This is a genomic window from Tsukamurella paurometabola DSM 20162 (assembly GCF_000092225.1).
In the GTDB taxonomy this organism is placed as follows: domain Bacteria; phylum Actinomycetota; class Actinomycetes; order Mycobacteriales; family Mycobacteriaceae; genus Tsukamurella; species Tsukamurella paurometabola.
The window spans coordinates 1,920,443-1,946,472 of the sequence record NC_014158.1 but is presented as its reverse complement, the minus strand read 5'-3'; the positions used below and the strand labels follow the sequence as shown (position 1 = coordinate 1,946,472).

At 67.9% G+C, this 26,030-nt stretch carries 26 protein-coding genes and 2 pseudogenes; 11 read left to right on the top strand and 17 right to left on the bottom strand.

The window, feature by feature from the left end:
* Positions 1-19 precede the first annotated feature (19 nt).
* The 11 genes and pseudogenes from TPAU_RS09315 to TPAU_RS09265 all read right to left on the bottom strand — a co-directional run bounded on the left by TPAU_RS09315 (position 20) and on the right by TPAU_RS09265 (position 10,175).
* On the bottom strand, positions 20-1,105 hold the full coding sequence (locus tag TPAU_RS09315; protein ID WP_013126503.1) for an acyl-CoA dehydrogenase family protein: 1,086 nt from the start codon (positions 1,103-1,105) through the stop codon (positions 20-22).
* Positions 1,102-2,289, bottom strand: coding sequence for an acyl-CoA dehydrogenase family protein (locus TPAU_RS09310; protein ID WP_013126502.1), 1,188 nt, complete (start codon positions 2,287-2,289; stop codon positions 1,102-1,104). The genes TPAU_RS09315 and TPAU_RS09310 overlap by 4 nt, the downstream gene beginning before the upstream one ends.
* Positions 2,286-3,509, bottom strand: a complete 1,224-nt coding sequence (locus TPAU_RS09305; RefSeq protein ID WP_013126501.1) for an acyl-CoA dehydrogenase family protein — start codon at positions 3,507-3,509, stop codon at positions 2,286-2,288. The genes TPAU_RS09310 and TPAU_RS09305 overlap by 4 nt, the downstream gene beginning before the upstream one ends.
* Position 3,510: 1 nt before the next feature.
* Positions 3,511-4,527 carry a phosphotransferase family protein gene (locus TPAU_RS09300; RefSeq protein ID WP_013126500.1) on the bottom strand — a complete coding sequence of 339 codons (1,017 nt, stop codon included), beginning with the start codon at positions 4,525-4,527 and terminating at the stop codon, positions 3,511-3,513.
* Positions 4,527-4,979 (bottom strand): MaoC family dehydratase, encoded by a 453-nt coding sequence (locus TPAU_RS09295; RefSeq protein WP_013126499.1) that lies wholly within the window; start codon positions 4,977-4,979, stop codon positions 4,527-4,529. The genes TPAU_RS09300 and TPAU_RS09295 overlap by 1 nt, the downstream gene beginning before the upstream one ends.
* A gap of 11 nt (positions 4,980-4,990) precedes the next feature.
* Positions 4,991-5,746 (bottom strand): 3-oxoacyl-ACP reductase FabG, encoded by a 756-nt coding sequence (fabG, locus tag TPAU_RS09290; RefSeq protein ID WP_013126498.1) that lies wholly within the window; start codon positions 5,744-5,746, stop codon positions 4,991-4,993.
* A complete protein-coding gene (locus TPAU_RS09285) occupies positions 5,743-6,417 on the bottom strand; it encodes an HAD family hydrolase (RefSeq protein WP_013126497.1) in 675 nt (224 codons plus the stop codon). The genes fabG and TPAU_RS09285 overlap by 4 nt, the downstream gene beginning before the upstream one ends.
* Positions 6,414-7,403, bottom strand: coding sequence for an NADPH:quinone oxidoreductase family protein (locus TPAU_RS09280; protein ID WP_013126496.1), 990 nt, complete (start codon positions 7,401-7,403; stop codon positions 6,414-6,416). The genes TPAU_RS09285 and TPAU_RS09280 overlap by 4 nt, the downstream gene beginning before the upstream one ends.
* Positions 7,403-8,206, bottom strand: a pseudogene (locus TPAU_RS09275) (SDR family oxidoreductase). The gene TPAU_RS09280 and the pseudogene TPAU_RS09275 overlap by 1 nt, the downstream one beginning before the upstream one ends.
* A gap of 4 nt (positions 8,207-8,210) precedes the next feature.
* Positions 8,211-8,966 (bottom strand): SDR family oxidoreductase, encoded by a 756-nt coding sequence (locus tag TPAU_RS09270; RefSeq protein WP_013126495.1) that lies wholly within the window; start codon positions 8,964-8,966, stop codon positions 8,211-8,213.
* Positions 8,966-10,175: pseudogene (locus TPAU_RS09265) on the bottom strand (acetyl-CoA C-acetyltransferase). Before TPAU_RS09265 ends, TPAU_RS09270 begins: the two are co-directional and overlap by 1 nt.
* A gap of 173 nt (positions 10,176-10,348) precedes the next feature.
* On the opposite strand from TPAU_RS09265, the gene TPAU_RS09260 reads away from it, so the two are divergent.
* The 6 genes from TPAU_RS09260 to eutC all read left to right on the top strand — a co-directional run bounded on the left by TPAU_RS09260 (position 10,349) and on the right by eutC (position 16,261).
* A complete protein-coding gene (locus tag TPAU_RS09260; RefSeq protein ID WP_013126494.1) occupies positions 10,349-10,954 on the top strand; it encodes a TetR/AcrR family transcriptional regulator in 606 nt (201 codons plus the stop codon).
* 33 nt (positions 10,955-10,987) lie between these two features.
* Positions 10,988-12,145: an acyl-CoA dehydrogenase family protein gene (locus TPAU_RS09255; protein WP_013126493.1), complete on the top strand. Its 1,158-nt coding sequence runs from the start codon at positions 10,988-10,990 to the stop codon at positions 12,143-12,145.
* Positions 12,146-12,223: 78 nt separating this feature from the next.
* Positions 12,224-12,394 carry a hypothetical protein gene (locus TPAU_RS23150; RefSeq protein ID WP_013126492.1) on the top strand — a complete coding sequence of 57 codons (171 nt, stop codon included), beginning with the start codon at positions 12,224-12,226 and terminating at the stop codon, positions 12,392-12,394.
* A 147-nt stretch (positions 12,395-12,541) separates the two neighbouring features.
* Positions 12,542-13,981, top strand: a complete 1,440-nt coding sequence (eat, locus tag TPAU_RS09250; protein ID WP_013126491.1) for an ethanolamine permease — start codon at positions 12,542-12,544, stop codon at positions 13,979-13,981.
* 79 nt (positions 13,982-14,060) lie between these two features.
* On the top strand, positions 14,061-15,476 hold the full coding sequence (locus TPAU_RS09245; protein ID WP_041944904.1) for an ethanolamine ammonia-lyase subunit EutB: 1,416 nt from the start codon (positions 14,061-14,063) through the stop codon (positions 15,474-15,476).
* Entirely contained in the window at positions 15,473-16,261 is a 789-nt protein-coding gene (gene eutC, locus TPAU_RS09240) for an ethanolamine ammonia-lyase subunit EutC (protein ID WP_013126489.1), read from the top strand. The genes TPAU_RS09245 and eutC overlap by 4 nt, the downstream gene beginning before the upstream one ends.
* Here the strand turns inward: eutC and TPAU_RS09235 are convergent, their stop codons facing one another.
* Complete coding sequence (locus TPAU_RS09235) at positions 16,262-18,457, bottom strand: M13 family metallopeptidase (protein ID WP_083773811.1); 2,196 nt, start codon at positions 18,455-18,457, stop codon at positions 16,262-16,264.
* Between the two features lie 43 nt (positions 18,458-18,500).
* On the opposite strand from TPAU_RS09235, the gene TPAU_RS09230 reads away from it, so the two are divergent.
* Positions 18,501-19,283, top strand: coding sequence for a rhomboid-like protein (locus tag TPAU_RS09230; RefSeq protein WP_013126487.1), 783 nt, complete (start codon positions 18,501-18,503; stop codon positions 19,281-19,283).
* On the opposite strand, the gene TPAU_RS09225 is transcribed toward TPAU_RS09230, so the two are convergent.
* On the bottom strand, positions 19,239-19,973 hold the full coding sequence (locus TPAU_RS09225; RefSeq protein WP_245537866.1) for an EamA family transporter: 735 nt from the start codon (positions 19,971-19,973) through the stop codon (positions 19,239-19,241). The genes TPAU_RS09230 and TPAU_RS09225 overlap by 45 nt on opposite strands.
* Positions 19,974-20,097: 124 nt before the next feature.
* Here TPAU_RS09225 and TPAU_RS09220 point away from each other — a divergent pair, with 124 nt between their 5' ends.
* Complete coding sequence (locus tag TPAU_RS09220) at positions 20,098-20,250, top strand: hypothetical protein (protein ID WP_041944754.1); 153 nt, start codon at positions 20,098-20,100, stop codon at positions 20,248-20,250.
* 53 nt (positions 20,251-20,303) lie between these two features.
* On the opposite strand, the gene TPAU_RS09215 is transcribed toward TPAU_RS09220, so the two are convergent.
* Positions 20,304-21,563, bottom strand: a complete 1,260-nt coding sequence (locus tag TPAU_RS09215; RefSeq protein WP_425358565.1) for an IS30 family transposase — start codon at positions 21,561-21,563, stop codon at positions 20,304-20,306.
* Positions 21,564-21,719: 156 nt separating this feature from the next.
* Positions 21,720-21,905 (bottom strand): hypothetical protein, encoded by a 186-nt coding sequence (locus TPAU_RS22925; RefSeq protein WP_147291079.1) that lies wholly within the window; start codon positions 21,903-21,905, stop codon positions 21,720-21,722.
* Between the two features lie 155 nt (positions 21,906-22,060).
* Here TPAU_RS22925 and TPAU_RS09210 point away from each other — a divergent pair, with 155 nt between their 5' ends.
* Complete coding sequence (locus TPAU_RS09210; protein WP_013126486.1) at positions 22,061-22,270, top strand: DUF7455 domain-containing protein; 210 nt, start codon at positions 22,061-22,063, stop codon at positions 22,268-22,270.
* 77 nt (positions 22,271-22,347) lie between these two features.
* Here TPAU_RS09210 and TPAU_RS09205 read toward each other — a convergent pair whose 3' ends face one another.
* A complete protein-coding gene (locus TPAU_RS09205) occupies positions 22,348-24,039 on the bottom strand; it encodes a DEAD/DEAH box helicase (protein ID WP_013126485.1) in 1,692 nt (563 codons plus the stop codon).
* 131 nt (positions 24,040-24,170) lie between these two features.
* On the opposite strand from TPAU_RS09205, the gene TPAU_RS09200 reads away from it, so the two are divergent.
* Positions 24,171-25,385, top strand: coding sequence for a YihY/virulence factor BrkB family protein (locus tag TPAU_RS09200; RefSeq protein WP_013126484.1), 1,215 nt, complete (start codon positions 24,171-24,173; stop codon positions 25,383-25,385).
* Here the strand turns inward: TPAU_RS09200 and TPAU_RS09195 are convergent, their stop codons facing one another.
* The gene (locus TPAU_RS09195; RefSeq protein ID WP_041944360.1) at positions 25,386-25,622 is read right to left on the bottom strand and encodes a DUF3039 domain-containing protein; all 237 of its coding nucleotides are present in this window, start codon (positions 25,620-25,622) and stop codon (positions 25,386-25,388) included.
* A 38-nt stretch (positions 25,623-25,660) separates the two neighbouring features.
* Between TPAU_RS09195 and TPAU_RS09190 the strand changes: the two genes are divergently transcribed.
* Entirely contained in the window at positions 25,661-26,017 is a 357-nt protein-coding gene (locus TPAU_RS09190; RefSeq protein ID WP_013126482.1) for a DUF3099 domain-containing protein, read from the top strand.
* Positions 26,018-26,030: the final 13 nt, after the last annotated feature.

The following is a 26,030-nucleotide window of genomic DNA, read 5'->3' as shown; positions in this document are numbered from 1 at the left end:
CTCCTGGGGTGGTTCGCGCTCAGGCGGGCACATCGGCGAGCCCGGCGAGGGCCGCACGGTGCTTACCGGGGGTCCCGAGACCGATCTGATCTGCCTTGGCGCGCTTGAGATACAGGTGCACCGGCGCCTCCCAGGTCATACCGATACCGCCGTGCAGTTGCACCGCCTCCTCGGCGGCGCGCACGGCCAGGTCGGAGCAATACGCCGCGGCCACGGCCACCGCGAGGACGCTCTCGGGATCCTCCGCCCCGAGATCGCCCAGGGTAACGGTGGCGGACCGGGAGATCGCCGCAGCGGATTCAGTGTCGGCGTAGAGCTCGGCGAGCCGGTGCTTGAGCGCCTGGAACCCACCGACGACCCGGCCGAATTGCCTGCGTTCCTTGAGGTAGCCGACTGTCGTCCGCACGCACCAGCGCGCGACTCCGGCCTGTTCCGCGGCGAGCAACGCCGCCCCGGTCAGCAGGCCCGCACGCACGGCCGCGGCACCGTCGGCGGTGAGAGGGGTGCCCGGCGCCCCGTCGAAGGTCACGTCCGCGACCTGACGGGTCATGTCCAGTGAGGACACCGGATTCACACGAGTCCGCGCGGCATCGAGGGCGTACAGCGCACCGTCGTCGCCCAAGACCAACAGGACGTCGGCCCCGATCGCGCCCGCCACGGAGCGGACGGTGCCCGTGATCGCCCCGTCGGCCACCGGACCGCCCGTGAGCGGTCCGTGCGGGTCGACGGAAAAGGGAACGACCAGAGCCGCCGTGGCCGCACCGGAAGCGAGCCGCTCAACCAGGTCGTCCGCGCCCGCCGCGAGCGCCACCGCGGTCGCGATCCCCGCGGAGGTGAGGAACGACGACGATGCTGCCGCGGCCCCCAGCTCGTCGGCCACCACGCCCGCGACGGCGACTCCGGCCTCGGCCCCGCCGAGCCGCTCCGGAACGAGCAGCCCGGCCACGCCCATCGCGGCGAGCTCGGCGTCGATCCCGGGCACGGGGGCACCGTCGTACGCGGCGATGAGATCCGACGGTACGCTGCGCCGTTCGAGCAGATCGCGGACCGCCGAGCGCAGATCCTCCTCGACGTCGGTCAGCAGCAGATCGGGGGTCAAGCTCATTTGGGCACGTCCTTCCACGGCAGGTCTTTATCGACGCGATGCTCCGGCGGCAGACCCAGGACCCGCTCCGCCACGATGTTCTTGAGGATCTCGGAGGTACCGCCCTCGATCGAATTTCCCTTGGCACGCAGGTATCGGTAGCCGGCGTCACGACCGTAGAAGTCGACCCGGTCGGGGCGCACCATCGTCCAGTCGCCGTAGCGCAGTCCGTCCTCGCCGAGCAACTCCAGCTCGAGACCGGAAAGCTTCTGGTTGAGCCGCGCGAAGGAGAGCTTCATCGCGGCACCCTCGGGTCCTGGATGGCCGGATGCGAGCTTCTGGGACAGACGCAGCGCCGTGACCCGCGCGACCTCGCTGTCGACCCACAGGCGGAGCAGATCGTCATGCAGCCCGGGCGTACGTAGTTCGGGTCGCTGCCGCCAGGTCCGCGTGACGACGCCGATCATGCCGTCCTCGCGCTGTGCCGCGCGGCCGCCGATCGCCACCCGTTCGTTGTTGAGCGTGGCGTTCGCGACCTGCCAGCCCTGCCCGACCTCGCCGAGGCGGTGCGCATCGGGGATCCGCACGCCGGTGAGGAAGACTTCGTTGAACTCGGCCTCGCCGGTGATCTGGCGCAGTGGGCGCACGTCGATCCCGGGATCCGACATGTCGCACAGGAAGTAGGTCAGCCCCTTGTGTTTCGGTTGATCGGGGTCGGTGCGGGCAACGAGGATCGCCCACTGCGCGTTGTGCGCGCCCGACGTCCACACCTTCTGGCCGGTGACGATCCAATCGTCACCATCGCGCACCGCGCGGGTGGCGAGGCCCGCGAGGTCGGAGCCGGCGCCGGGCTCGCTGAACAGCTGGCACCAGATCTCCTCGCCGGTCCACAGCGGGCGCAGGAAGCGGTCGATCTGCTGGGGGGTGCCGAAGGACAGGATCGTGGGCGCCGCCATTCCGAGCCCGATCCCGTTCACGTGGCTGCGGTTGTCGGGTGCCCCGGCCGCGGCGAACTGCGCATCCACGGCCCGTTGCAGGGACCGGGACAGGCCCGATCCCCCGCGCCCCTCGGGATAGGCGACCCACGCCAGGCCTGCGTCGTACCGGGCGCGGAGGAAGTCCAGCGGGTCCGTCGTGGCCGGCGGATGCGCGGCGAGGAAGTCCTCGATCCGCTGTGCCAGGTCCTGCGCGCCCGGCCCCGTCACTTCGCCGCCGCCCGCTTCTTCAGCTCGGCGCGCGCGAGGGAATTCTTGTGTACCTCGTCGGGACCGTCGGCGAACCGGAGAGTACGAATGCCCGCGTAGTACTCGGCCAGGGTGAAGTCCTGCGAGAGCCCACCGGCGCCGTGGGCCTGAATGGCCTTGTCCAAGATCCACTGCACCGTCTGCGGAGTCGCAATCTTGATCGCCTGGATTTCGGTGTGCGCGCCGCGATTACCTACTGTGTCCATCAACCAGGCGGTCTTGAGCACCAACAGGCGCAATTGCTCGATCTTCACGCGCGACTCGGCGATCCAGTCGCGGATCACCCCTTGTTCGGAGAGCGGCTTCCCGAAGGCCGTGCGGCCGGATACCCGGTCGCACATCAACTCGACAGCGCGCTCGGCGACACCGATCGACCGCATGCAGTGATGGATTCGTCCGGGCCCGAGACGGGCCTGGGCGACGGCGAAACCGCCGCCCTCCTCACCGATCAGGTTGCTGGCCGGCACGCGAACATCGGTGAACCGCATCTCGGCGTGGCCACCGTGGTTGTGATCGTCGTAGCCGAACACCTCCATACCGCGCAGTACCTCGACCCCGGGAGTCTCACGCGGCACCAGGATCTGGGACTGCTGGCGGTGTCGTTCGGCATCGGGCGCTGTCTTGCCCATGACGATGAAGATCTTGCAGTTGGGATTCATGGCACCGGTGATCCACCATTTGCGGCCGTTGATCACGTAGTCGTCGCCGTCGCGGACGATGGACAGCCCGATGTTGGTGGCATCGGAGCTGGCGACGTCGGGCTCGGTCATCGCGAACGCAGACCGGATCGACCCGTCGAGCAGAGGCGTGAGCCAGCGCTCCTTCTGCTCCGGGGTACCGAACTCGTTGAGCACCTCCATGTTGCCGGTGTCGGGCGCGGCGCAGTTGAATACCGCGGGGGCCAGATGCAATGCGCGGCCCGAGATCTCGGCCAGCGGAGCGTACTGGAGGTTGGTCAGTCCGGCGCCGCCCTCACCGGGTAGGAAGAAGTTCCAGAATCCACGCCGACGGGCCTCGGCGCGCAGTTCCTGCAGCACGGGAACGCTGTCCCAGGCCCAGCGGTTGTCGAGTTCCCCCAGCTGCCGGTGGAACGTCTCTTCCGCCGGGTACACGTGGCTCTCCATGAACTCGTTGACCTCGGCGATCAGCTCCGTGGTCGTGGCGTCGTATCCGAATTCCATGTCAGTTCTCCTCGAGTGATTGCAGCCCGGCGTCGAGCAGCGGGTTCACGGCGTCGCCTGCCTCGGCGAAGCCCGCGCCGACGGTCTGGCCGTTGACGTAGCGGTAGTGGATGCCCTCGACGATCCCCGCCAACTTGAACGCCGCGAGCGCGAGGTAGAAGCCGAAATCGCCCAGATCGCGGTCGCTCTGAGCGGCGTACCGGTCGATGATCTCCTGTTCGGAGAGAAAACCCGGAGCCTCGGTGACATCGGCGACCGTCTCGCGCGAGACCTTCGCGAGTCTGCCGTAGACCACCATCAACGCGAGGTCGGTCAGCGAGTCGCCGATCGTGGCGAGTTCCCAGTCGACCACGGCGGCGGGCCGGTCCTGCGGGTCGACGAGGACGTTATCCAGGCGATAGTCCCCGTGCACGATACCGGGTTTCGCATCAGCGGGAACCCGGGAACTCAGTGCGCGATACAACTGGTCCACCTTCGGCAGATCGCGGGTATGCGCGGCGGCGAACTGCTTGTTCCACCGCTCCACCTGCCGCCCGAGGAAGCCTTCGGGACGGCCGTAATCCGAGAGCCCGACCGCGGCCGGATCAACACCGTGGAGCGCGACAAGGGTGTCGACCAGTCGCTCCGAGATGGTCCGCGTGCGTTCGGGTCCGAGTTCCTCGAGCTCGGCCGACCGACGGTAGGGCACGCCGTCGATCTCGCTCATCACGTAGAAGGGCGCGCCGAGCACGCCGGGGTCGTCGCAGAAGGCGTGCATCACGGGGAGCGGAACACCGGTACCGGCGAGCGCGGACATCATTCGGTACTCGCGGCCCATATCGTGCGCGGACGGAAGCAGCTTGCCGACCGGCGGGCGGCGCAGGATCCACGCCCGGTCACCGTCTGAGATGCGATAGGTGAGATTGGATTTGCCGCCTGCGATCAGCGTCGCTTCGAGGTCCGAACCGGCGCCGTCCACGTGCTGCGGTAGCCATGTTCCGAGAACCTCGAGATCGAGCCCGGGGTGCTGGTCGGTCATCAGAAGACCACCACCGAGACCGTTTCGGCGACACATGCGGGCTTATCGGCGCCCTCCCGTTCCACGGTGACCCGGGTGACCACCTGATACCCGCCGCCGCCCTCGGCGACCGAGAGCAGCTCGACGCCCGCTCGCAGCCGGGACCCGACGGGCACCGGTTGCGGGAATCGGACCTTGTTGCTGCCGTAGTTGACCCCCATTTTCGCGCCCCGTACCTCGTAGACCTGCCACACCAGCATCGGGATGAGCGAGAGAGTGAGGTACCCGTGGGCGATGGTCGATCCGAAGGGGCCGGCCGCGGCTCGCTCGGGGTCGACGTGGATCCACTGGTGATCCCCCGTCGCCTCTGCGAACAGGTCGATTCGCTTCTGATCGACGGTGACCCAGTCCGAGTAGCCGAAGTGACGCCCGACGGCGGCCTGCAGTTCCTCCGGGCCGTTCACGATCTCCATGGTGTGCTCCCTCAGTCCTTGGGCCCACCGGCCACGTAGATGACCTGCCCGGAGACGAAACCCGCTCCCTCACTGGCGAAGAAGCTGGCGGTGTGCGCGATATCGGACGGTGCTCCCACTCGCTGTACCGGGATCTCCTTGGCGGCTGCGGCTTTGAAGTCCTCGAAAGGGACACCGATCCGCTCAGCCGTCGCGGCGGTCATATCGGTGGCGATGAAGCCCGGTGCGATCGCGTTCGCGGTCACGCCGAACTTGCCGAGCTCGAACGCGAGGGTCTTGGTGAAGCCCTGCATACCGGCCTTCGCTGCCGAGTAGTTCGCCTGCCCGCGGTTGCCGAGGGCAGACGTGGAGGAGAGGTTGATGATCCGGCCCCACCCCTCCTTGGTCTGGTACTTCTGCACCTCGCGCGACATCAGGAATGCGCCGCGCAGATGCACGGCCATCACCTGGTCCCAGTCGGAGAGCGACATTTTGAACAGCAGGTTGTCGCGAAGGATGCCGGCGTTGTTGACCAGGATCGTGGGAGCGCCCAGTTCTTCGGCGACACGGCCGACTGCGGTCGCCACCTTCTCTTCGTCGGCGACGTCGACGCCGACGCCGATAGCCTGGCCACCCGCGGCGACGATCTCTTGCGCGACGGCTGCGCAGGCGGTTTCGTCGAGATCGAGGACGGCCACCTTGTGGCCGTCGGAGGCGAGCCGGCGGGCGACTTCGGCGCCGATGCCGCGGGCGGCACCGGTCACGATGGCAACACGTTGGGTGGTCATACGTTCTCCTTTTCGGATGTGGGTTCGGTTGCGAGGCCGGGGATCAGGGTGGCCAGGGCCTCGCGGGTGGTGCGGGCGTCGGTGTGGTGCACGGCGTGCAGTCCGAGGGCGGCCGCGCCCTCGACGTTGGGGACGGCGTCGTCGAGGAAGGCCGCGCGGCCGGGCGGGACGCCGAGCCGGTCGAGCGCCAACTCGAAGATGGCGGGGTCCGGCTTCCGCAGGCCCACCTCCTCCGAGATGATCACCGCGCCGAACAACCCCGCGAGCCGGTCACGGTCGTACAGGTTGCCGCTGCCCCAGCTGTTCGACACGACGCCCACCGCGACTCCCGCCGCGCGGAGATCCTCGGCGAGACACCACATCGCGGGATCGGCCGCGACCCGGGCGAACATCCGACGGAGCACGCCGTCGGGATTCACGGCTCCTCCGTCGCGGGTGCGCAGCGCCGCGGCGAAGAGCGGATCGAAGTCCTCCTCGGGCAGGTCGCCTGTCTCCAGCCGGTGGATCGGGCTCCCCTCGGCGGCGTCGCGGCCGAGCCAGGCCTTGAGGGTGGCGGTGAACACCGCGGGATCGATGTCCTCGTCGGCGATCCAGGCGCGGATGCTGTCGCCCATCGGCGTGGTGAGCACCCCGCCGTAGTCGAAGAGCACCACGTCCACCGCACGGCTCACCGGTCGGCCTGGTAGACGACGCGGCCCACGGTGCTGCCGTCGGCCAGGCGCTGCAGACCGTCCGGGACCTCGTCGAAGGACAGTCGCTCACTGACCAGCGGGGCGACCTGCCCGGCGTCCGCGAGGACCGTCAGATCGGCGTGGCAGGCCCGCACCGCTGCCGGATCGAATCGGTTGTACAGACCCCAGTGCAGGCCCACGATGGAGTAGTTCTTGATCAGCGCGTGGTTGAGCGCCGCCTCCTGGATGCTGCCGCCGGCGAAGCCGACGATCAGGATGCGCCCCTCGAAGGCGATGCACTTGGTGGACCGCTTGTAGGTCTCGCCGCCCACCGGGTCGTACACCACGTCGGCGCCGCGACCGCCGGTCTGCGCCTTGACCACCTCGACGAAATCCTCGGTGTGCCGGTCGATCACCACGTCGGCGCCGAGCGCGCGGGCCACCTCGGCCTTGGCGGGCCCGCCGACCACGCCGATCACCGTGGCGCCGGCGGCCTTGCCGAGTTGGATCGCAGCGCTGCCCACCCCGCCCGCGGCGGCGTGCACGAGCAGGGTCTCCCCCGCCTTCAGCTGGGCCCGGCGGTGCAGGCCGAACCATCCGGTCTGGTAGCCGATGAACAGCGAGGAGGCCTGGGCGTCGTCGAGCGAGGACGGTGCCGGGAAGGTCTCGGCCGCGTTCATCACGGCGTACTCGGCGAAACCGCCGTGCGGGAGCGCGACTCCGCCCAAAACCCTTTCGCCCACGGCGAATCCGTCGACTCCCTCACCGACGGTGACGATCTCGCCGCACAGTTCCACGCCCGGGGTGAACGGCAGATCGGGCTTGATCTGGTACAGCCCGCGACACATGAGGACGTCGGGGAAGTTCGCCGCCGTGGCCAGTGTGCGCACGGTGACCTGCCCCGGTCCCGGGGTCGGGATGTCGAGATCCACCGCGCGCAGCACGGATGCCGGCTCGCCCAGTTCCGGTACCTGCCAGGCCCTCATCACTGCCCCTTCTTCTGCTCCAGCCGCTGCTGGATCTTGTTCATTCCGGCGAGCCACCGGTCGGGGGCGGCCGCGCGGGCCCGGTAGTAGTCGCGCACCTCGGGGTGCGGCAGGATCAGCAGTTCGTCGCCCGCGAGCGCCGCCACCGTCTGCTCGGCGACCTGCTCCGCGGTGAGCGCGGTGTCCCGGGAGAGCAGGTCCTTGAGCGGGCCGGAATCGTCGAGCATGCGGGTCTGCACACCCTGGGGGCAGATGGCCTGGACCACCACGCCCCGGTGCCGGTAAGTGGCGGAGAGCCATTCGGCGAAGGCCACGGCCCCGTGCTTGGTGACGGAGTAGGCGGGAGCGTCGAGCATCGTGAGCAGTCCGGCGGCCGATGCGGTGACCACGAATCGGCCCCGTCCGGCCGCCGCTCAGTCAGGTACCAGCAGGCGCGCGGCGCGCACGTGCGCCATCACGTTCACCTGCCAGGACAGATCCCAATCCGCTTCGGACGCTTCGATTCCCCGGCCGCGATCGACGCCGGCGTTGGCGAACCAGGCGTCGATCGCGCCGAGCCGCTCGCGCGCCGTCGCGACCAGCGCCGCGACGCCCGCCTCGGAAGCGGCATCGCCGGGCGCCGGGTAGGCCGTGCTCCCGGCCGCGGTGATCGCCTCGACGGTGCGCGTCACGCCGTCGGCGTCGAGATCGGCGACCACCACGCGGGCACCCGCGGCGGCGAGCGTGCGAGCGAGGGCTGCGCCGATGCCCGCGCCGGCGCCGGTCACGACGACGCCCGCACCCCGAGGATCGAATCCGCTCATCGGATCAGACTCCTCCGGTGAGCAGGACGCCGCCGTCGATGGTGAGGGTCTGCCCCGTCATCCACCCGGCATCGTCGGAGAGCAGGAACGCGACCACCGAACCGATGTCGTCCGGGACGCCGAGGCGTTTGAGCGGATACGCCGAGGAGACCTCGTCTTCGCGCCCCTCGTACAGAGCGGTGGCGAATCGCGTCTTGACCACGGCGGGCGCCACCGCGTTGACCCGGATATCCGGTCCCAGTTCGACTGCCAGCTCCTCGGTGAGGTGGATGACGGCCGCCTTGGAGACGCCGTAGAAGGCGATACCCGGGGCGGGGCGCAGTCCGGCCACCGACGCGACGTTGACGATGGCGCCGCCGTGCTCGCGCTGCCAGGCCGCGTTGACCTTCTGCACCCAGGACAGGGTCGACATCACGTTGACCTCCATGATCTTGCGGGCCGCGCCCACATCGAGATCCATGAGCGGTCCGTACACGGGGTTGATTCCGGTGTTGTTGACGAAATAGTCGGCGCTGCCGAAAGTGTCGATAGCGGTGGCGATCACCTCGTCCTGGTGCGCGAGATCGTCCCCCGAGCCGGCGACGGCGACGGCCGCACCGGGGCCGCCGAGCTCGGCGACCGCGGTATCGAGGGCCTCCTGTTTGCGTGCCGTGATCACGACCTTCGCGCCATCGGCGACGAGGCGCTGCGCAATCGCGAGACCGATGCCCCGGCTAGCGCCGGTGACGATGGCGGTCCGGCCGTCGAATCGCCCCGCCATCAGCGCAGCCGCTCGATGATCATGGCCATGCCCTGGCCGCCGCCCACGCACATCGTCTCCAGCCCGAACTGCTTGTCATGCCACTGGAGCGAGTTGATCAGGGTGCTGGTGATGCGCGCACCGGTCATACCGAAGGGGTGGCCGACGGCGATCGCGCCACCGTTGACGTTCACCTTGTCGGCGTCGATGCCGAGGTCGCGCACCGAGGGGATCACCTGCGCGGCGAAGGCCTCGTTGACCTCCATGAGGTCGATGTCGCCGATCGACATGCCGGCGCGCGCCAGCGCCTGCTTCGAGGCCTCGACCGGGCCGAGGCCCATGATCTCGGGCGAGAGGCCGGTGACACCGGTGGAGACGATCCGCGCGAGCGGGGTGAGGCCGAGCTGCTTCGCCTTGCTGTCGGACATGATCACCACCGCGGCCGCGCCGTCGTTGAGCGGACAGCAATTTCACGGTGCCGTCGGGTCGGAAAACGGGCTTGAGTTGACTCACTGCCTCGTAGGTGACGCCGGCGCGCGGGCCGTCGTCCTTACTGACGACGGTGCCGTCGGCGAGCGTGACGGGGGTGATGTCCTTGTCCCAGAAGCCGGCCGCGAGCGCGATCTCCGCACGGTTCTGACTGCGTACACCCCATTCGTCCTGGTCGTGACGGCTGACGTTCTTGAACTGCGCCACGTTCTCGGCGGTCTGGCCCATCGCGATGTACAGATCGGGCACCAGGCCGGACTCGCGTGGATCGGCCCACGTCTGGCCGCCGGCGGCGAAGGTCGCTGTGCGTGCCTCGGCATCGGCGAAGATCGGATTCTTGGTGTCGGGCAGCCCATCCGCGTTGCCCTTGACGTATCGACTGACGGTTTCGACGCCGCCGGAGAGGAAGACCTCGCCCTCACCGGCCTTGATGGCATGGAAGGCCATCCGCGTGGTCTGCAGGCTGGAGCTGCAGTAGCGGTTCACGGTCACGCCGGGTGCGTGGTCGAGGCCCGCCTCGACCGCGATGGCGCGGGCGATGTTGAAGCCGGACTCGCCGGCGGGCTGGCCGCAGCCGAAGAGCACGTCCTCGATCTCCCGCGGGTCGAGCTCGGGCACCTTGGCCAGGGCCGCGCGCACCATCTGCACCGACAGGTCGTCCGGGCGGATGTCCTTGAGTGATCCCTTCCCGGCGCGGCCGATCGGAGATCGCGCGGTGGCGACGATGACGGCTTCGGGCATTGCATCCTCCTGAGTAACGACTACGATGCTGACTAAGCGCTCGCTTAGCGAACGAGGTAGTCTCTACCTTGCACCACTGAGAGCCGATCGTCAATCGACCGGGTGATGTGGCTTGGATCACCCTATGCATCCACCGGGACGTACGGTGGACGAAGCCGAAAAGGACGCCGATCATGACCGACGCCGACGCACCGTCTCGCGCCGATACGACGCGAGCCCGGCTGCTCTCCGCGGCAGCCGAGGCCTTCGCCGAACGCGGATTCCACGGCACCACCACCCGCGACATCGCCGCCGCCGCGGGGATGAGTCCCGCCGCCGTCTACGTGCACTACAAGTCGAAAGAACAGTTGCTGTATCAGCTCTCGCACCACGGCCACGGCCTGATCATCGATCTGATCGATGCGGTCGACGACCCCACCGCGGCACCCGCCGACCGGTTGCACGCGGTGATGTACGCGTTCGCCAGCCACCACGCGGCGCAGCACACCAGCGCCCGGGTAGTGAACTACGAGCTGGAGGCGCTCACCGAGGAACACCGGGTCGAGGTCGGTGAGCAGCGTCGGGAGATCACCCGCAGGCTGCGTGCCATCGTCGACGCCGGCGTCGAGGACGGCTCGTTCGACACCGCGGAACCGCGACTGGCCACCACCGCAGTGCTGTCCAGTGGCATCGACGTGGCCCGCTGGTACCACGACGGCGGCGACATCACCCCCGAACGAATCGGCGCCTACTACGCCGATCTGGCACTCCGAACCGTGGGCGCCACCCGAACCCAGTAATCGCAATACAGTTATCGAACAAGGAGATTCACCATGCGCCGTACCGTTTACACCGCCGATCATGAGGCCTTCCGCGAGACGCTGCGGGCCTTCATCGAGGCGGAGGTCGTGCCGCACTACGACGAGTGGTACGCGAACGGCATCGTGCCCAAGGACTTCTACCTCAAGCTCGGCGAGCTGGGTGTCTTCGGAATCGAGGTCCCTGAGGAGTACGGCGGCGCCGGCATCGAGTCGTTCAAGTACCAGGCCGTGATCAGCGAGGAACTCGGGCGGGCGGGCGTCTCGTTCGGCGGTTCGAGCGTGCATATCGCGCTGTGCCTGCCGTACCTGACCAGCCTGGGCACCGACGAGCAGAAGCAACGCTGGCTACCCGGCATGGCGTCGGGCGAGACGATGTTCGCCATCGCGATGACCGAACCCGGTACCGGCTCGGACCTCGCGGGGATGAAGACCACCGCCAAACTCTCCGCCGACGGCTCTCACTACGTGCTCAACGGCGCGAAGACCTTCATCACCGGCGGCGTCAACGCCGACCGTGTGATCGTGTGCGCCCGGACCGCCCCGGCCACGGAGGACGACCGCAGGTTCGGCATCTCGCTGTTCGTGGTCGACACCACCCTGGCCGGGTACGAGGTGGGGCGCAAGCTCGACAAGATCGGCCTGCGCACCTCCGATACCGCCGAGCTCTCGTTCACCGATGTCGCGGTGCCGGCCGCAGACCTGCTCGGCGAGGAGAACAAGGGCTTTGGTTACCTCGGACAGAACCTGCCGCAGGAGCGGCTGTCCATCGCCGTGGGCGCGTACTCGCAGGCGTCCGCCGCGGTGCGGTTCGCCCAGGCATACACCCAGGACCGCACCATCTTCGGCAAGTCGGTTGCCTCGTTCCAGAACACCAAGTTCGAGCTGGCCGCCTGTAAGGCGAAGGTGGACGCCATGGAATCCAGCGTCGATCGCGGGCTCGAGCTGCACGACGCAGGCGAGCTCACCGCTGCCGACGCCGCCTCGCTCAAACTGTTCTGCACCGAGGCCGCGTCCGATGTGATCGACCGGTGCCTACAGCTGCACGGCGGCTACGGCTACATCAACGAATACCCGATCGCCCGCTTGTACGCCGACAACCGAGTCAACCGGATCTACGGTGGCACGTCCGAGGTGATGAGGTCGATCATCGCGAAGGACATGGGCCTGTAGCCCTCCCTGTCGGGGACGCCCGGTATCCGCCGCCTCGGAGACCGAGCGTTCCGGGCGGAGGTCAATTAACCTTGATACATGTCAACTTTGCGATGTCCACTGTGTGCCTGCGAGGATTTCCAGCGTGAGGTCTCGCGACAGGAGTCCAAGTGGGGTTACACCAACCACAAGATGATCCTCATGATCTGTGTCCAATGTCGCTACGTCCTGCACTTCTACGACAAGAGATCGATCTTCGACGTGCACTGACGCCCGCGGCGGGCGATGCAACCCCCGTGCAACTCTCGCCCTCGTAGTGTCCTGCGTCACAACCCACGACCGCCCCGGGAAACTCGGGGGCAACGCCCCCGCAACACCGGCGCGGTTCGATGGGCTGCTCGATCAGAGAGGCAGCACGTGACCGCAGAACCGCAGCGCACCGTCCACCACGACGGGGTGGACGAATCCTTCGAATCCGAGGCGTACCTGGCCAAACGCACACTCCGGTCCGGATCGGCCGGGTGGGTGCTCCTCGCCGGGCTCGGAGTGAGCTATGTGATCTCCGGCGATTACGCCGGGTGGAACAACGGCCTCGCACAGGGGGGCTTCGGCGGCCTCGCCATCGCCTCCGTGGTGATCGCCGGCATGTACCTGGCGATGGTGCTGGGAATGGCCGAGATGTCCTCGGCCCTGCCCGCGGCGGGCGGCGGTTACACCTTCGCTCGCCGAGCGCTCGGACCATGGGGCGGATTCGCCACGGGCACTGCCATTCTCATCGAGTACACCATTGCTCCGGCGGCGATCGCAACGTTCATCGGTGGTTATGTGCAATCGCTGAACCTGTTCGGGATCACCGACGGCTGGTGGGTGTACCTCGCGGTGTACACGGTGTTCATCGGGATCCACCTCACCGGTGCCGGTGAGGCCCTCAAGGCGATGTTCGTGATCACCGCGATCGCACTGGTGGGACTCGTGGTCTTCGCCGTGGCCGCGATCGGCCGGTTCGACGCGTCCAAGCTCACCGACATCGCCGCCACCGATGCCGCGGGCGCATCGAGCTGGCTCCCCCACGGTTACCTCGGCATCTGGGCCGCGCTCCCCTTCGCGATCTGGTTCTTCCTCGCCATCGAGGGCGTACCCTTGGCCGCCGAGGAGGCCCGCGAGCCCGAGAAGAACGTGCCGCGCGGCATCATCGTGGCGATGGGCATCCTGCTCGTCACCGGCGCGACCGTCTTCCTCCTTGCGACCGGCGCGCTCGGAGCGAACGCACTGTCCGACAGCGGCAATCCACTCGTCGAGGCGCTCGGCGACAGCGGTGCGGCGAAGGTGGTCAACTACATCGGCCTGGCCGGCCTGGTGGCCAGCTTCTTCTCCATCATGTACGCGTACTCGCGGCAAACCTTCGCCCTATCGCGGGCCGGCTACCTGCCCAAGAACCTGTCAATCACCAACGCGCGCAAGGCGCCCGTGCTCGCACTCATCGTGCCGGGCGTGATCGGATTCGCCCTGTCGCTGACCGGCAAGGGCGCGATGCTGCTGAACATGGCTGTGTTCGGGGCCGCGGTGAGCTACGTGCTGATGATGGTCAGTCACATCGTGCTACGCCGCCGCGAGCCCGATATGCCGCGCCCTTACCGCACCCCCGGCGGCGTCGCGACCACCTCTTTCGCGCTGCTCGTCGCATGCATCGCCGTGGTCGCAACCTTCCTCGTCGACCCCCTGGCCGCAGGTCTCACGCTGGCTGCCTTCGCCGCCTTTCTGGTGTACTTCGGCCTCTACAGTCGCCATCACCTTGTGGCCAACTCGCCCGACGAGGAGTTCGCCGCGCTCGCCGACGCCGAGCGGGACCTGACGTAACGCCCGAAGCCCACCGCACATCGCCGCGCGGCGCGTTGAATAGAAGACGATGCACCCGATCATCGCCGAACGGAGCACCATGATCCGCACCCAATCCGTCCGCGGGGTGACGTACACCTTCACCTCCATGGCAGACCTGCTGGCCAAGGCCACCCCGCTGCGCTCGGGCGACGAGCTCGCCGGGTGCGCCGCACACTCGGACGCCGAACGCGCCGCCGCGAAATGGGCGCTCGCCGACGTTCCGCTGACGGCTCTCCTGGAAGAGCTCGTCGTCCCCTACGAGTCCGACGAGGTGACCCGGCTCATCATCGACGCGCATGACCGCGCGGCGTTCGCCCCGATCGCCCATCTCACCGTCGGCGATCTACGGGACCTGCTGTTGCGCATCGCCGTCGCCCCCGACGCCGGGGATCGCCTCGCCGCCCTCTCCCCCGCACTCACTCCGGAGATGGTGGCGGCGGCGAGCAAGCTGATGCGCAACCAGGACCTGATCGCCGTGGCGCGCGCGGTCCGGGTGACGGCCGGCTTCCGCACGACCATCGGACTTCCCGGCACCGTCGCCACCCGCCTGCAACCCAACCACCCGACCGACGATCCACAGGGCATCGCCGCGGCGACGCTCGACGGACTGTTGCTCGGTTGTGGGGACGCGGTGATCGGCATCAACCCGGCCACGGACTCGCCGCACGCCACCTCGGATCTGCTGCACCTGCTCGACGAGGTGCGTACCCGGTTCGATATCCCCACGCAGTCATGCGTGCTCAGCCACGTCACCACCACGCTCGCACTGATCGAGAAGGGGGCGCCGGTCGATCTCGTCTTCCAGTCGATCGCGGGCACGGAAGGGGCCAATTCCGCTTTCGGCGTGTCGATCCCACTGCTGGAGGAAGCGAACGCCGCAGCACGCGAACTCGGGCGCGGCACGGTTGGGAACAACGTGATGTACCTGGAGACCGGGCAGGGATCGGCGCTGTCCTCCGGCACGCACCTGGGCACCGGCGGTGCTCCGGTCGACCAGCAGACACTCGAAACCCGGGCCTATGCGGTGGCGCGGCATGTGGACCCACTTCTGGTGAACACAGTGGTGGGCTTCATCGGGCCGGAGTACCTCTACGACGGCAAGCAGATCACGAGAGCCGGTCTCGAGGACCACTTCTGCGGGAAATTGCTGGGTCTGCCGATGGGCGTCGATGTCTGCTACACCAATCACGCCGAGGCCGACCAAGACGATATGGACGATCTGTTGACTCTGCTCGCCGTGGCCGGGGTCTCGTTCGTGATCACCGTCCCGGGGGCCGACGACGTGATGCTCGGCTACCAGTCCCTCGCCTTCCACGACGCGCTCTACGTGCGCCGTGCCCTGAACCTGCGGCCGGCGCCGGAGTTCGACGCGTGGCTTGACCGTCAGGGCATGACCGACGATACCGGCGCGCTGCGAGACATCGCGGTCGAGACCTCGCCACTGCGCGAACTCACCGCCGGAGTGGCGCGGTGACCGCCCCGCACCGTCGCGACGGCGACTTCTGGGACGCGCTGCGCACCACGACGCAATCGCGGATCGGCCTGGGCCGCACCGGGGATGCGCTTCCGACACGGCGCGTTCTGGAGTTCGCGGCGGCACACGCCACGGCACGAGACGCCGTCCATCAGCCGCTCGACATCGCCGCCTTCGCTGCAGCGGTACGCGACCTGGGGCTCGGCGAACCGCGCATAGTAGCCAGCCGCGCCGCCGACCGCGGCGAGTACCTGCGGCGCCCGGATCTGGGACGCGTCCCCGCCGACGTGTCCGATGTGCAGGCGAGCGGTGCCGACCTGGGAATCGTCCTGGCGGACGGTCTCTCGCCCCGCGCCCTGACCGATCACGGGCTCGCGCTGACCCGAGCGATCCTTCAGGCGCTACCCGCGGACATCGCAGTCGCGACGCCGGTCATCGCGACCCAGGCGCGCGTCGCACTCGGCGACCACATCGCCCGGGCACTCGGCGTGCGCAGCCTGCTCGTGCTGATCGGCGAACGCCCAGGGCTGTCCGTAGCCGACAGTCTGGGCATCTACCTCACTCATCGAGCCGATCCCGACGATTTCGGCACCGGTGTGACCGACGCGCACCGCAACTGCATCTCCAACATCCACCCCCCGGAGGGCCTGGGCTACGCCGATGCCGCCCGGATCGCCGCCGGTCTGGTGGTGGGCGCACGGCGACTCGGCCGATCGGGAGTCGATCTCAAAGACACCTCACGTGCCGAACTGCCGGGGTCGTCGGGGTCCGCGGCACTGGGCTGATCACCAGACGCGGACGCGATCCTTCGGGTCGAGCCACTCCCGGTCGGCGGGCCCCACACCGAAGGTCTCCGCGAAGGCGGAGACATTCTTGACCACCTGATTGGCGCGGAACTCGTTGGGTGCGTGCGGATCCGTGGCGAGCGCTTGGATCGCGGCCGATTGCCGACTCTTCGACCGCCAGATCCGCCCCCAGCTCAGGAACAGGGGCGCCAGGTCGGGCCCGGCTGCCGGCGCCGCACTCGACGGTGCCGCGGCGGACGCCGAGGCGGCCGCGGATTCCGTGCCGGCATCACCGTTCGCCACGGCGATCCGGTACGCAGCGATCGCGATCGACAGACCACCAAGGTCAGCGAGGTTCTCCCCGACGGTGAACCCGCCGTTGACCTTGTTCTCGGGCGGCAGGCCCGCGGGTACCAGGGCGTCGTACTGCGCGATCAACGCCTTGGTGCGCTTATCGAATTCGGCACGATCGGCGGGCTCCCACCAGTCCTTGAGGTTGCCGTCGCCGTCGTACTTCGCCCCCTGGTCGTCGAAGGCGTGCCCGATCTCGTGGCCGATCACCGCACCGATTCCGCCGTAGTTCACGGCCGCCTGCGCGTCCGGGGAGAAGAAGGGCGGTTGCAGGATCGCCGCCGGGAAGACGATCTCGTTCATCCCCGGGTTGTAGTAGGCGTTGACGGTCTGCGGCGTCATCAGCCACTCGCTCCGGTCGACCGATTTCGGTAGCTTCGCCAACTGGTAGGCGTTGTCGAACTCCGCGGAGGCGCGGGCGTTGCCGACCACCGACTTCGAGTCCGTCTTCAGGCCGGAATAGTCGCGCCACTTCTCCGGATAGCCGATCTTGGTACGGATCTTCTCCAGCTTCGCCGCGGCGGCGCGGCGAGTAGCCGGTGTCATCCAGTCCAGATCGGCGAAGCTCGCCCGGTAAGCACCCTTGAGGTTGTTCACCAACTGTTCGGCCTGATGCTTGGAGTCGGCCGGGAAATGCTTGTCCACGTACAGTTTCCCGAGCGCCTCTCCGAGTGCGGATTCCACCGCCGCCACGGCGCGCTTCCATCGCTCGGGCTGCTGCTCCACACCGCGCAGGGCCTTGGAGTAGAAGTCGAAGTTGGCGTCGGCGAAGGGAGAGGACAGCAGCGAGGCGTAGGCGCGGATCACCTGGATCCGCGCATGGTCCTTGAGAGTGGCCAGATCGGTGTCCGCCCACAGCTTCGCGACCGAGGTGAGAAAGCTGGGCTGAGCGACCACCACGTTCTTCGCATCCTCGGCCTTGATGCCCACGGCCTTCTGCCAGCGGTCCCAGTCGTAGCCCGGCGCCAGAGTCGCCAACTGCGACCACGGTTGGGGATTGTAGGTGGCCGTGGCGTCTCGCGAGCGCACCTTGTCCCAATGCCCCTTCGCCACAGCGGATTCGAAGGCGAGCACTCTGGCCGAAACACCGGGAGCATCGGAGAGCCCGGCCAGTGATGCCACCTTCTCCAGGTAGGCGCGGTACTTGTCGCGAGCCTCGGCGTACTTGGGATCGCGGTAGTAGGCCTCGTCGGGCAGGCCGATCCCGGACTGCACCAAGGTCAGGGCGTACTTCGACGAATCCTTCTGGTCGGTGTCGACCAGGTAGCCCACCAGACCGGACACGCCCTGCTTCTGGTGTGCGCCGATCACATCGAGCAACGCCGCCTTATCGGCGGCCTTGTCGACGGCCTCGAGATCGGGCTTGATCGGATCGGCGCCGGCTTGATCGATCCGGGCGGTGTCCATGTAGGCGTCGTAAACGTCCCGGATCTTCGCCTGGTCGCCCCGCGGACGCGGATCCTTGATGCCCTCGATGATCGCCTTGAGCTGCTCCTGGGCACGGTCGGATAGATCGGAGAAGGTGGAGTACTGCGCCTTATCGCCGGGGATCTGGAAGCCGTCGTACCACGCGCCGTTGACGTGCCGGTACAGATCGTCCTGGACTCGGATTCCCGGCGCGGCACCGGACAGGTCCGGTCCGGTGAGCGGCCGGGTCGGACGCGCCGAACTCGAGGGCGCTCCCGTGGGCGACTGCACGCCACAGGCAGCGAGCACGCCGGCGCCGGCGAGTACGCCGAATCCGGCGAGGAATCTACGACGGTTGAAACCGGGAATCGGTGCGCCGAACGGGTCCCGATCGGGACGCGGCGGATGGACAGTGCCTCGTGCGTCGTCGCTCTGCATACCTGAATCTAACCGGAACAGCGGCGGTGTCACACTGAACGACATGGATCTCGCGGTCACGGTCGCGGTCCTCGCCGTGTTCGGCGCCTGCACCTGGCAGGTGCGGCGCGGCGGGCGCGGCGCCGATCGATTGCAGGCACTGGCACGTGCCGCGGTCGCCTGGGTCCGGGCGAGCCCGGCCGCCACTCTGATCTGGCTGATCGTGTGTGTGAATTCGATCATGCTGATCGGTCTTCCCCCATCGCTGCAGACCCAGGTCCTCCTGGCGCACAGCACGAACCTGACGCAGTTCGCACAGCACCCGGTGCAGTCGCTCATCACCTCGGCTCTGTGGATCGAGCCGGTGGACATCGTCTTCGCGACGATGGTGACCGTGCTCGTGCTCGGTCCGGCCGAACGGTGGCTCGGTCACCTCGGCCTGATCGCGGTGTACTTCACGGGAAGCGCCGCGGCCTCGCTGGTCGCCGTACTCTCCGCGGGCCGGCTCGTCGCACACGGCTGGCTCACCGACGATGTCGACGTGAGCGGCATGATCGACGTGGGAGTCAGCTACGGGAGTCTGTGCGTGGCAGGGCTTCTGGTGTACCGAATCCAGCGCCTGCGATGGCGCGTGCTGGCGATGCTGACACTTCCGGTCGCGGTCCAGCTGACACTGCCCTTCTTCGGGCTCTACGCCACATTGGGGCATCTGCGGGCCGTACTGCTGGGCTATCTCCTCTGGCCCGTGACGATGATCCCGGCGATCCGACGACGAGCCACGACCTGGACATATCGGCCACCGTCAGCCCCCGGAGGTGGGCGCGGCCTCGGCTGCGACATCACGTGAGGTGAGCACGATGGCGCCGACGACCAGCGCGATGCCGGCGGCTTCGAGCCACCCCTGCCGCTGGCCGAGCATGACGGCGCCGACGGCGGTCGCGGTCACCGGAAGGAGGGCCAGCAGCAGTGCGAACCGGGCGCGCCCGACGCGGCGCAGGACCACCTGATCGAGGGCATACGGAATCACCGAGCTGAGCAGACCGAGCCCGAGGCCCAGCACCCACACCTTCCACCCGAGGAAGGACTCCGGCCGGGTGAGCACGTCGGTTCCCAGCGCGGGCAGCGCAAGGATGAGCGCGCCGGCGGCGAGGCCGACGCCGAGCCCCTCGATGCCTCCCCCGGCATCGGCGACTCGCTTGCCCAGGACGATGTATCCGGCCCACAGCGCCGCCGCGACGAGCGCGCACCCCACGCCGAGCGCACCGTCGACTCCGGCGACGCCACCGATGTTGACACCCGCCACGCAGATCACACCCGTCAGCGCCGCGGCCGCGGCGACCAGGTCGAGGGGCCGGCGCGAACCCGCGACCGCGACGGCGATCGGACCCAGGAACTCGATCGCGACCGCGGTCCCGAGGTCGATGTGGGCGATCGACTCGTAGAAGGCGATGTTCATCAGCACCGTCACGGTGCCGAACGCGGCCGCCGCACGGAGCCGGGCCGGCGACCAGTCGGCGGATTCTAGGGATCGTCGCAACACCGAGCCTGGTAGGGCCCACCATACGGAAGTGCTCCGCTGAGTATTCCAGCGGAGCGCTTCTGGGATCCGCGGTGCTCGTTGCATTACGTGCACGCATTCGCATATAATCATGCCTATGACGATGACGCGCACTGAGCACCTGGCACACGACCACTCCGACCATGCCCATGGACCCGACTGCGGCCACGAGGCTATCCAGCACGGCGATCACGTGGACTACGTCCACGATGGGCACCGTCACGCTCCGCATGGTGACCACTACGACGAGCACTGATCCAAACGCCGCACGATGTCCTACGCTCGCGATACGAGCGCGGGGCATCGGTGCTAGCGAGCTGTAATGAGGTCACGCAAACGCTCGGCTGGTGTCTTCCAGCCGAGCGTTTTGCGTGGTCGGCGATTGAGTTTCTGGGCGACGAGTTCGAGGTCTTCGCGGCCGTAGGCGCTCAGGTCGGTGCCTTTCGGGAAGTACTGGCGCAGTAGTCCATTGGTGTTCTCGTTGCTTCCGCGCTGCCAGGGTGAGTGGGGATCGCAGAAGTAGACCGGAACCCCGGTGGCGACCGTGAATTGTTGGTGGGCGGCCATCTCGCAGCCCTGGTCCCAGGTCAGTGATCCCCGCAAATGTCCTGGGAGATTTCCGATCAACGAAACCAGCACGTCACGGACTTCTTCGGCGGAGTGGCCGCCAGGCAGGTGGCCGAGCATGACGTAGCGGGTGGAGCGTTCGACGAGTGTGACGATCGCGGACTCGCTGCGAGTACCGACGATCAGGTCACCTTCCCAGTGGCCTGGCACGGCTCGATCCTCGACCTCGGCGGGCCGGTCGGAGATCATCACCATCTTGTCGACGAATCGTCTGGTGCGATGTTCGGCGCGGCGGTGGGGCTTGCGGCGGGTGCGGCCCGTTCGCAAGGCCATCGCGACTTCACGGCGCAGGCCGCCCCGAGCCTGAACGTAGATCGACTGGTAGATCGTCTCGACGCTCACACGCATACTTTGCTCGTTGGGGAACTCGGTCACTAGAGAGTGACATATCTGCTCTGGGGACCACTGGTCCTGCAGTTTGTTCTCGACGTAGTCCCGCAGCGGACCGGCCTGGGCCAGTTTCGCTGGCTTCGGCCGTGACCGGCTCTTTTCCCACCTGCGGTGCGCCTGATGCGGGCGATAGGCACCGTTGACAACGCCAGCGTCGATCTCCCGTTTGATCGTCGATGCTGGCCGGCCGAGCTCCCTGCCGATGGCCCGCAGCGATGCCCCCTCGCGGCGCATGTCAGCGATAGTTTCCCGCTCGGTCAAGGTCAGAAACCGTGGATGCAGGCTCCGCTGCCTCGGTGCATCCGATTCCACTCCGACCCACGTGACCGCACCTGTCAGGTAATCGATCTTGCGTCCGTCGGGATGGATACGAGTATCGCCAATCTTGCGCACCCCTCGATCCCAGTCCCCAGCAGTGCGAACGCTGACACCGACACGCCGAGCAGCGTCCGGCCGCAGCACCCCCTCACGGCGAAGCCGGTCGTACTCGGCCCGGCCGGGATGACCACCATTGCTAGTGCTCCCACGTCCACGCAGGCCCGCCCTGCGCATCCATCCAAACGCCGTATTCACTGTCACCCCCGCCGCCCTAGCAGCGACCGACACATTGCCGTCAGACACGTCCAATTCCTTGAAGAACCTCTTCTTCACCATCGGTGAATGCACGATCCCCGCAACTCCTTGCTATCCGCGGTGTTGCGGGGATCGCTAGAACCCACGGTCACGCCGCCGGGGCCGCAGTACCGCGATCAGGATCAGGCCTGCTCCCGCGCCGCGCAGCCAGGCGACCGCCGCCGGCGAGAGCTGCTCGAACAACCCGACGCCGAGCGAGGCGCCTACGTACTGACTGATCGCGCCGACGACGAACATCGCTGGGATCAGGAGACGTGACACGCCGTCACTGTACGAGTGTGAGCCCCGCCTCCCGCGCGCGGCGGGAACAATTCGGTATCGTCAGACGTATATAAAGATGTAGAAAGACCACGCGGGGGTCGGAGATTCCTCCAGCTCCACGGGGATAGAGAATCAGTTCGTAGAACGGAGGAGTCATGACGAACATCGACACCACCACGGTTGCCACCGCGGCTCCGCTCACCGCATCCGATCGGTGCGACCGCTGCGCGGCGGCGGCCCAGGTACGAGCTGTCCTTCCATCCGGGTTCGAGTTGCTGTTCTGCGGGCATCACTTCACCGCACACCGCGACAAGCTCGAGTCCCAGGGTGCGGCCGTCACCGGCGGCGAGCCGGTCGGAGTCTGATCCGACCGCACCACGGCTGACGCGTGCCCGGCGACTGCGGTCGCCGGGCACGCGTCGTTTCGGGGCAGCCGCCGGCCCTAGCGCCAGGTGCGCAGAGCGGCGATCCGCTCGCGCAGTTGCTCGGCGGACGCCATCGCAGTGACCGGGCCGCCCAGGCGGCTGCGCAGCTCGTTGTGGACCACACCGTGTGGCTTGCCGGTGCGGTGATGATGCATGGCGACCAGCGAGTTCAGCTCGCGACGCAACGCCGACAACTGCTCACCGGCGGTGGCCCGCTGTTCGACCTCGACCGGCGGAGCCGGCCGCTCGGCCTCGACGGTGCGGGTCTGCACCTGTTCCTTCTGCCGCTGTTTGAGCAACGCCCGCATCTGCTCCGCATCGAGCAGGCCGGGCAGCCCCAGGTAGTCGGCCTCCTCGTCGCTGCCCGCGAAGGTTGCGGTCCCGTAGGACGATCCGTCGTAGATGAGTTGGTCGAGTTCGGCGTCGGCGTGCAGTGAGACGAAGGCCTTCTCCTCCTCGCCGGGCTCGTCCTTCTGCTTGTTCGCGTCGATCAGCAGCGCGTCGTCGAGCCCGTCGGACTCGCGATGCGGCTTGCCCAGGACGTGGTCACGCTGTTCCTCCAGCTTCGACGCGAGGTCGAGCAGAACCGGGACCGAGGGCAGGAACACGCTGGCGGTCTCGCCCTGCGCGCGCGACCGGACGAAGCGGCCGATCGCCTGCGCGAAGAACAGCGGCGTCGAGGCGCTGGTGGCGTACACACCCACCGCGAGACGCGGAACATCGACGCCCTCGGACACCATCCGCACCGCGACCATCCACTTGTCCCGGCTCGACGAGAACTCGCTGATCCGTTTCGAGGCGGTCGGATCGTCGGACAGCACCACCGTGACCTTCTCGCCGGTGATGTCGTGCAGCAGCTCGGCGTAGTCGCGGGCGGTGCTCTGATCGGTCGCGATCACCAGGCCGCCGGCATCGGGCATCGTCCGGCGCAGCTGATCGAGACGGGTGTTCGCGGCGTGCAGCACGGCGGGGATCCAATCGCCGTGCGGGTCGAGCGCCGTGCGCCACGCCCGGGCGGTCTGCTCCTTACTCAGCGGTTCGCCGAGGCGGGCGGTGAATTCCTCACCGGCGCTGGTGCGCCAGCTCGCCTGGCCCGAGTAGGCGAGGAAGACCACAGGCCGCACCACGCCGTCGGCGAGTGCGTCGGAATAGCCGTAGACGTGGTCGGCCTTCGACCGCTGTCCCCCGCCGAACTCCGGCTCGTAGGTGACGAACGGGATCGGGTTGTCGTCGCTGCGGAACGGGGTGCCGGTGAGCGCCAGACGGCGGGTCGCACCCTCGAAGGCCTCGCGCACGCCCTCGCCCCAGCTCTTCGCGTCACCGGCGTGGTGGATCTCATCAAGGATCACCAGGGTCTTGTAGGCGGTGGTGCGCGCGTGGTGCTTGTACGGGTGCATCCCCACCTGTGCGTAGGTGATCACGACACCGTCGAAGTCGGACGAAGTGCTGCCGCCCGAATTGGTGAAGTTCGGGTCGAGGTTGATGCCGTTCCGCGCGGCCGCTTCGGCCCACTGGTACTTCAGGTGCTCAGTGGGGGCGACCACGGTGACCCGCTCCACGGTGCGATCGGCCAACAGCTCGGCTGCCACACGCAGGGCGAACGTGGTCTTTCCGGCGCCCGGAGTAGCCACGGCCAGGAAGTCCTGCGGCTTCGCGGTCAGGTACTTCGTGAGCGCACGGCGCTGCCAGACACGAAGTGAACCCGCCATGGAAAAACGCACCCCTCAACGGCGCCCGATGGGCGCGGCTTCGACGACTGAAGACCGGAAGAAGTCTACCGGCAACACGCGGCGGATCCGGTTACGGCGCGATCGGCCCTGGTGGGGAAGACTAGAGGGCGATGGACGATGCAGACTCCGCTCACGCGCCGCAGCCGCCGGCCGCGGGGCCGCAGACCCAGGACCTCGACCGGCCCCGGGTGGCCCCGCTGCATACGCGTGCCCTGGCGGTGATCCGGTCGCTGCCACGCATCTTCTGGCGCACCATCGTCAAATCCTGGGACGACTCGATCATCGGGCAGAGCGCGCAGGCCGCCTTCTGGCAGACGCTATCGCTGCCGCCGCTGCTGCTCGGTCTCCTCGGCCTCACCGGTTACGTGGCGAATTGGTTCGGTCCCGACACCATCGGCGTCATCCAGGGCAAGATCCTCTCGTTCAGCGAGTCGGTGTTCACCGAGAGCGTGGTGACCGAGATCATCGGCCCGATGGTGAGCGGCGTGCTCAGCGAAGGCCGGTTCGACATCGTCTCGATCGGTTTCATCATCGCGCTCTGGGCCGGATCGTCGGCGTTGTCGTCGTTCGTGGACTCCATCTGCATGGCCCACGACCAGCACACGGTCCGGAATCCGGTGCACCAGAGGTTCTTCGCCGTTCTGCTGTACGTCGAGTTCCTGGTGATCGCGGTCCTCACCCTGCCGCTGGTCGCGCTCGGGCCCACCCTGATCGTGAAGTACATGCCCGCGTCCTGGCATCCGGCGGTGGCGCGACTGATCGACGTGGGATATCTCCCGTTCGTTGTCGCCCTGCTGGTGGGCGCGCTCGCGCTGCTCTACCGGCAGGCACTCCCCCGGCCGCTCCCCTGGTACCGGCAGGTGCCCGGTGCGGCGCTCGCCGCGCTGATCTTCCTCATCGCTTCGACCGGCCTGCGCGTCTATCTCAGCCTCATCGCCACGCGCGGCTACTCCTACGGGGCGCTGGCCACACCGATCGCTTTTCTGCTGTTCACGTTCTTCCTCGGGTTCGCCGTCATGGTGGGCGCCGAGTTCAACGCCGCGCTGCAGGCGCGGTGGCCGGCACGTGAGGTGCGTACCGACCAGCTGCGCGGCTGGGTGGCAGAGACGATGAAGGAGGTCGGGATCGACAACCCGGGCAAGGCCGCAGCGGAGGGACTACGCCGGGCCACCGATCCGATCCGGCGCCCGAAGCGCAAAGCGGATCCGGAACCCGCCTCCCGGCCGGGCCCTCCGCCCGAGGCCCGCGAAATCTCGCGAACGCGGCCACCGCAGGACGCGCCACCGCACGAGATCGGCGCGCGGCGCGAAGTGGAACCGCGCTGACTACTTCTTCATGCGGTCGTAGATCTTCTTGCACTCCGGGCACACCGGCGAACCGGGCTTCGCCGACTTGGTGACGGGGAAGGTCTCACCGCACAGTGCGACCACGAAGTTGCCCATCACCGCCGATTCGGCGATCTTGTTCTTGCGCACGTAGTGGAAGAACTTGGGAGTGTCGTCGTCGTTACCCGTGTCGGCATCGACATCGACTTCGGGCTTCTCCAGGGTCTTCGTGCTCATGACTTTCATTCTGCCAGCACCAGTGGGACGATCGAAGGGTGACTGAGAACGAGGGGACGGGCGCGAGTACCCACCGGGGTGCGTACGTGATCACCGACGCCGAGGACTCCTACGAGGAGCAGCACCGGCGCCGAGTCCGCCGCTACCTGCTCATCATGGCCTTCCGGATTCCCGCGCTGGTGCTCTCAGCGGTGGTGTACTCCGCCACCGGCAGCTGGCCGATCGCGCTCGCGATCATCGCCGTCTCGATTCCGATCCCGTGGATCGCCGTGATCCGCGCCAACGACCGGCCCAAGCGGCGCCGCGGCGAGCCCGGCCGGTTCACCGCTCGCAAGAGCGATCGCCTCGCGCTGCAAGGCCACCCGATCAAGACCGTCACCGTCCCCGGTGAGTGAGCGCCGCCGCGAC

What these genes read in the sequence shown, in the direction of transcription:
- TPAU_RS09315 (WP_013126503.1), bottom strand. Translation starts at nt 1,105, where the DNA reads ATGAGCTTGACCCCCGATCTGCTGCTGACCGACGTCGAGGAGGATCTG.
- TPAU_RS09305 (WP_013126501.1), bottom strand. Translation starts at nt 3,509, where the DNA reads ATGGAATTCGGATACGACGCCACGACCACGGAGCTGATCGCCGAGGTC.
- TPAU_RS09300 (WP_013126500.1), bottom strand. Translation starts at nt 4,527, where the DNA reads ATGACCGACCAGCACCCCGGGCTCGATCTCGAGGTTCTCGGAACATGG.
- TPAU_RS09295 (WP_013126499.1), bottom strand. Translation starts at nt 4,979, where the DNA reads ATGGAGATCGTGAACGGCCCGGAGGAACTGCAGGCCGCCGTCGGGCGT.
- fabG (WP_013126498.1), bottom strand. Translation starts at nt 5,746, where the DNA reads ATGACCACCCAACGTGTTGCCATCGTGACCGGTGCCGCCCGCGGCATC.
- TPAU_RS09280 (WP_013126496.1), bottom strand. Translation starts at nt 7,403, where the DNA reads ATGAGGGCCTGGCAGGTACCGGAACTGGGCGAGCCGGCATCCGTGCTG.
- TPAU_RS09270 (WP_013126495.1), bottom strand. Translation starts at nt 8,966, where the DNA reads ATGGCGGGGCGATTCGACGGCCGGACCGCCATCGTCACCGGCGCTAGC.
- TPAU_RS09260 (WP_013126494.1), top strand. Translation starts at nt 10,349, where the DNA reads ATGACCGACGCCGACGCACCGTCTCGCGCCGATACGACGCGAGCCCGG.
- TPAU_RS09255 (WP_013126493.1), top strand. Translation starts at nt 10,988, where the DNA reads ATGCGCCGTACCGTTTACACCGCCGATCATGAGGCCTTCCGCGAGACG.
- TPAU_RS23150 (WP_013126492.1), top strand. Translation starts at nt 12,224, where the DNA reads ATGTCAACTTTGCGATGTCCACTGTGTGCCTGCGAGGATTTCCAGCGT.
- TPAU_RS09245 (WP_041944904.1), top strand. Translation starts at nt 14,061, where the DNA reads ATGATCCGCACCCAATCCGTCCGCGGGGTGACGTACACCTTCACCTCC.
- TPAU_RS09235 (WP_083773811.1), bottom strand. Translation starts at nt 18,457, where the DNA reads ATGCAGAGCGACGACGCACGAGGCACTGTCCATCCGCCGCGTCCCGAT.
- TPAU_RS09230 (WP_013126487.1), top strand. Translation starts at nt 18,501, where the DNA reads ATGGATCTCGCGGTCACGGTCGCGGTCCTCGCCGTGTTCGGCGCCTGC.
- TPAU_RS09220 (WP_041944754.1), top strand. Translation starts at nt 20,098, where the DNA reads ATGACGCGCACTGAGCACCTGGCACACGACCACTCCGACCATGCCCAT.
- TPAU_RS09215 (WP_425358565.1), bottom strand. Translation starts at nt 21,563, where the DNA reads ATGCGCAGGGCGGGCCTGCGTGGACGTGGGAGCACTAGCAATGGTGGT.
- TPAU_RS09210 (WP_013126486.1), top strand. Translation starts at nt 22,061, where the DNA reads ATGACGAACATCGACACCACCACGGTTGCCACCGCGGCTCCGCTCACC.
- TPAU_RS09205 (WP_013126485.1), bottom strand. Translation starts at nt 24,039, where the DNA reads ATGGCGGGTTCACTTCGTGTCTGGCAGCGCCGTGCGCTCACGAAGTAC.
- TPAU_RS09200 (WP_013126484.1), top strand. Translation starts at nt 24,171, where the DNA reads ATGGACGATGCAGACTCCGCTCACGCGCCGCAGCCGCCGGCCGCGGGG.
- TPAU_RS09195 (WP_041944360.1), bottom strand. Translation starts at nt 25,622, where the DNA reads ATGAGCACGAAGACCCTGGAGAAGCCCGAAGTCGATGTCGATGCCGAC.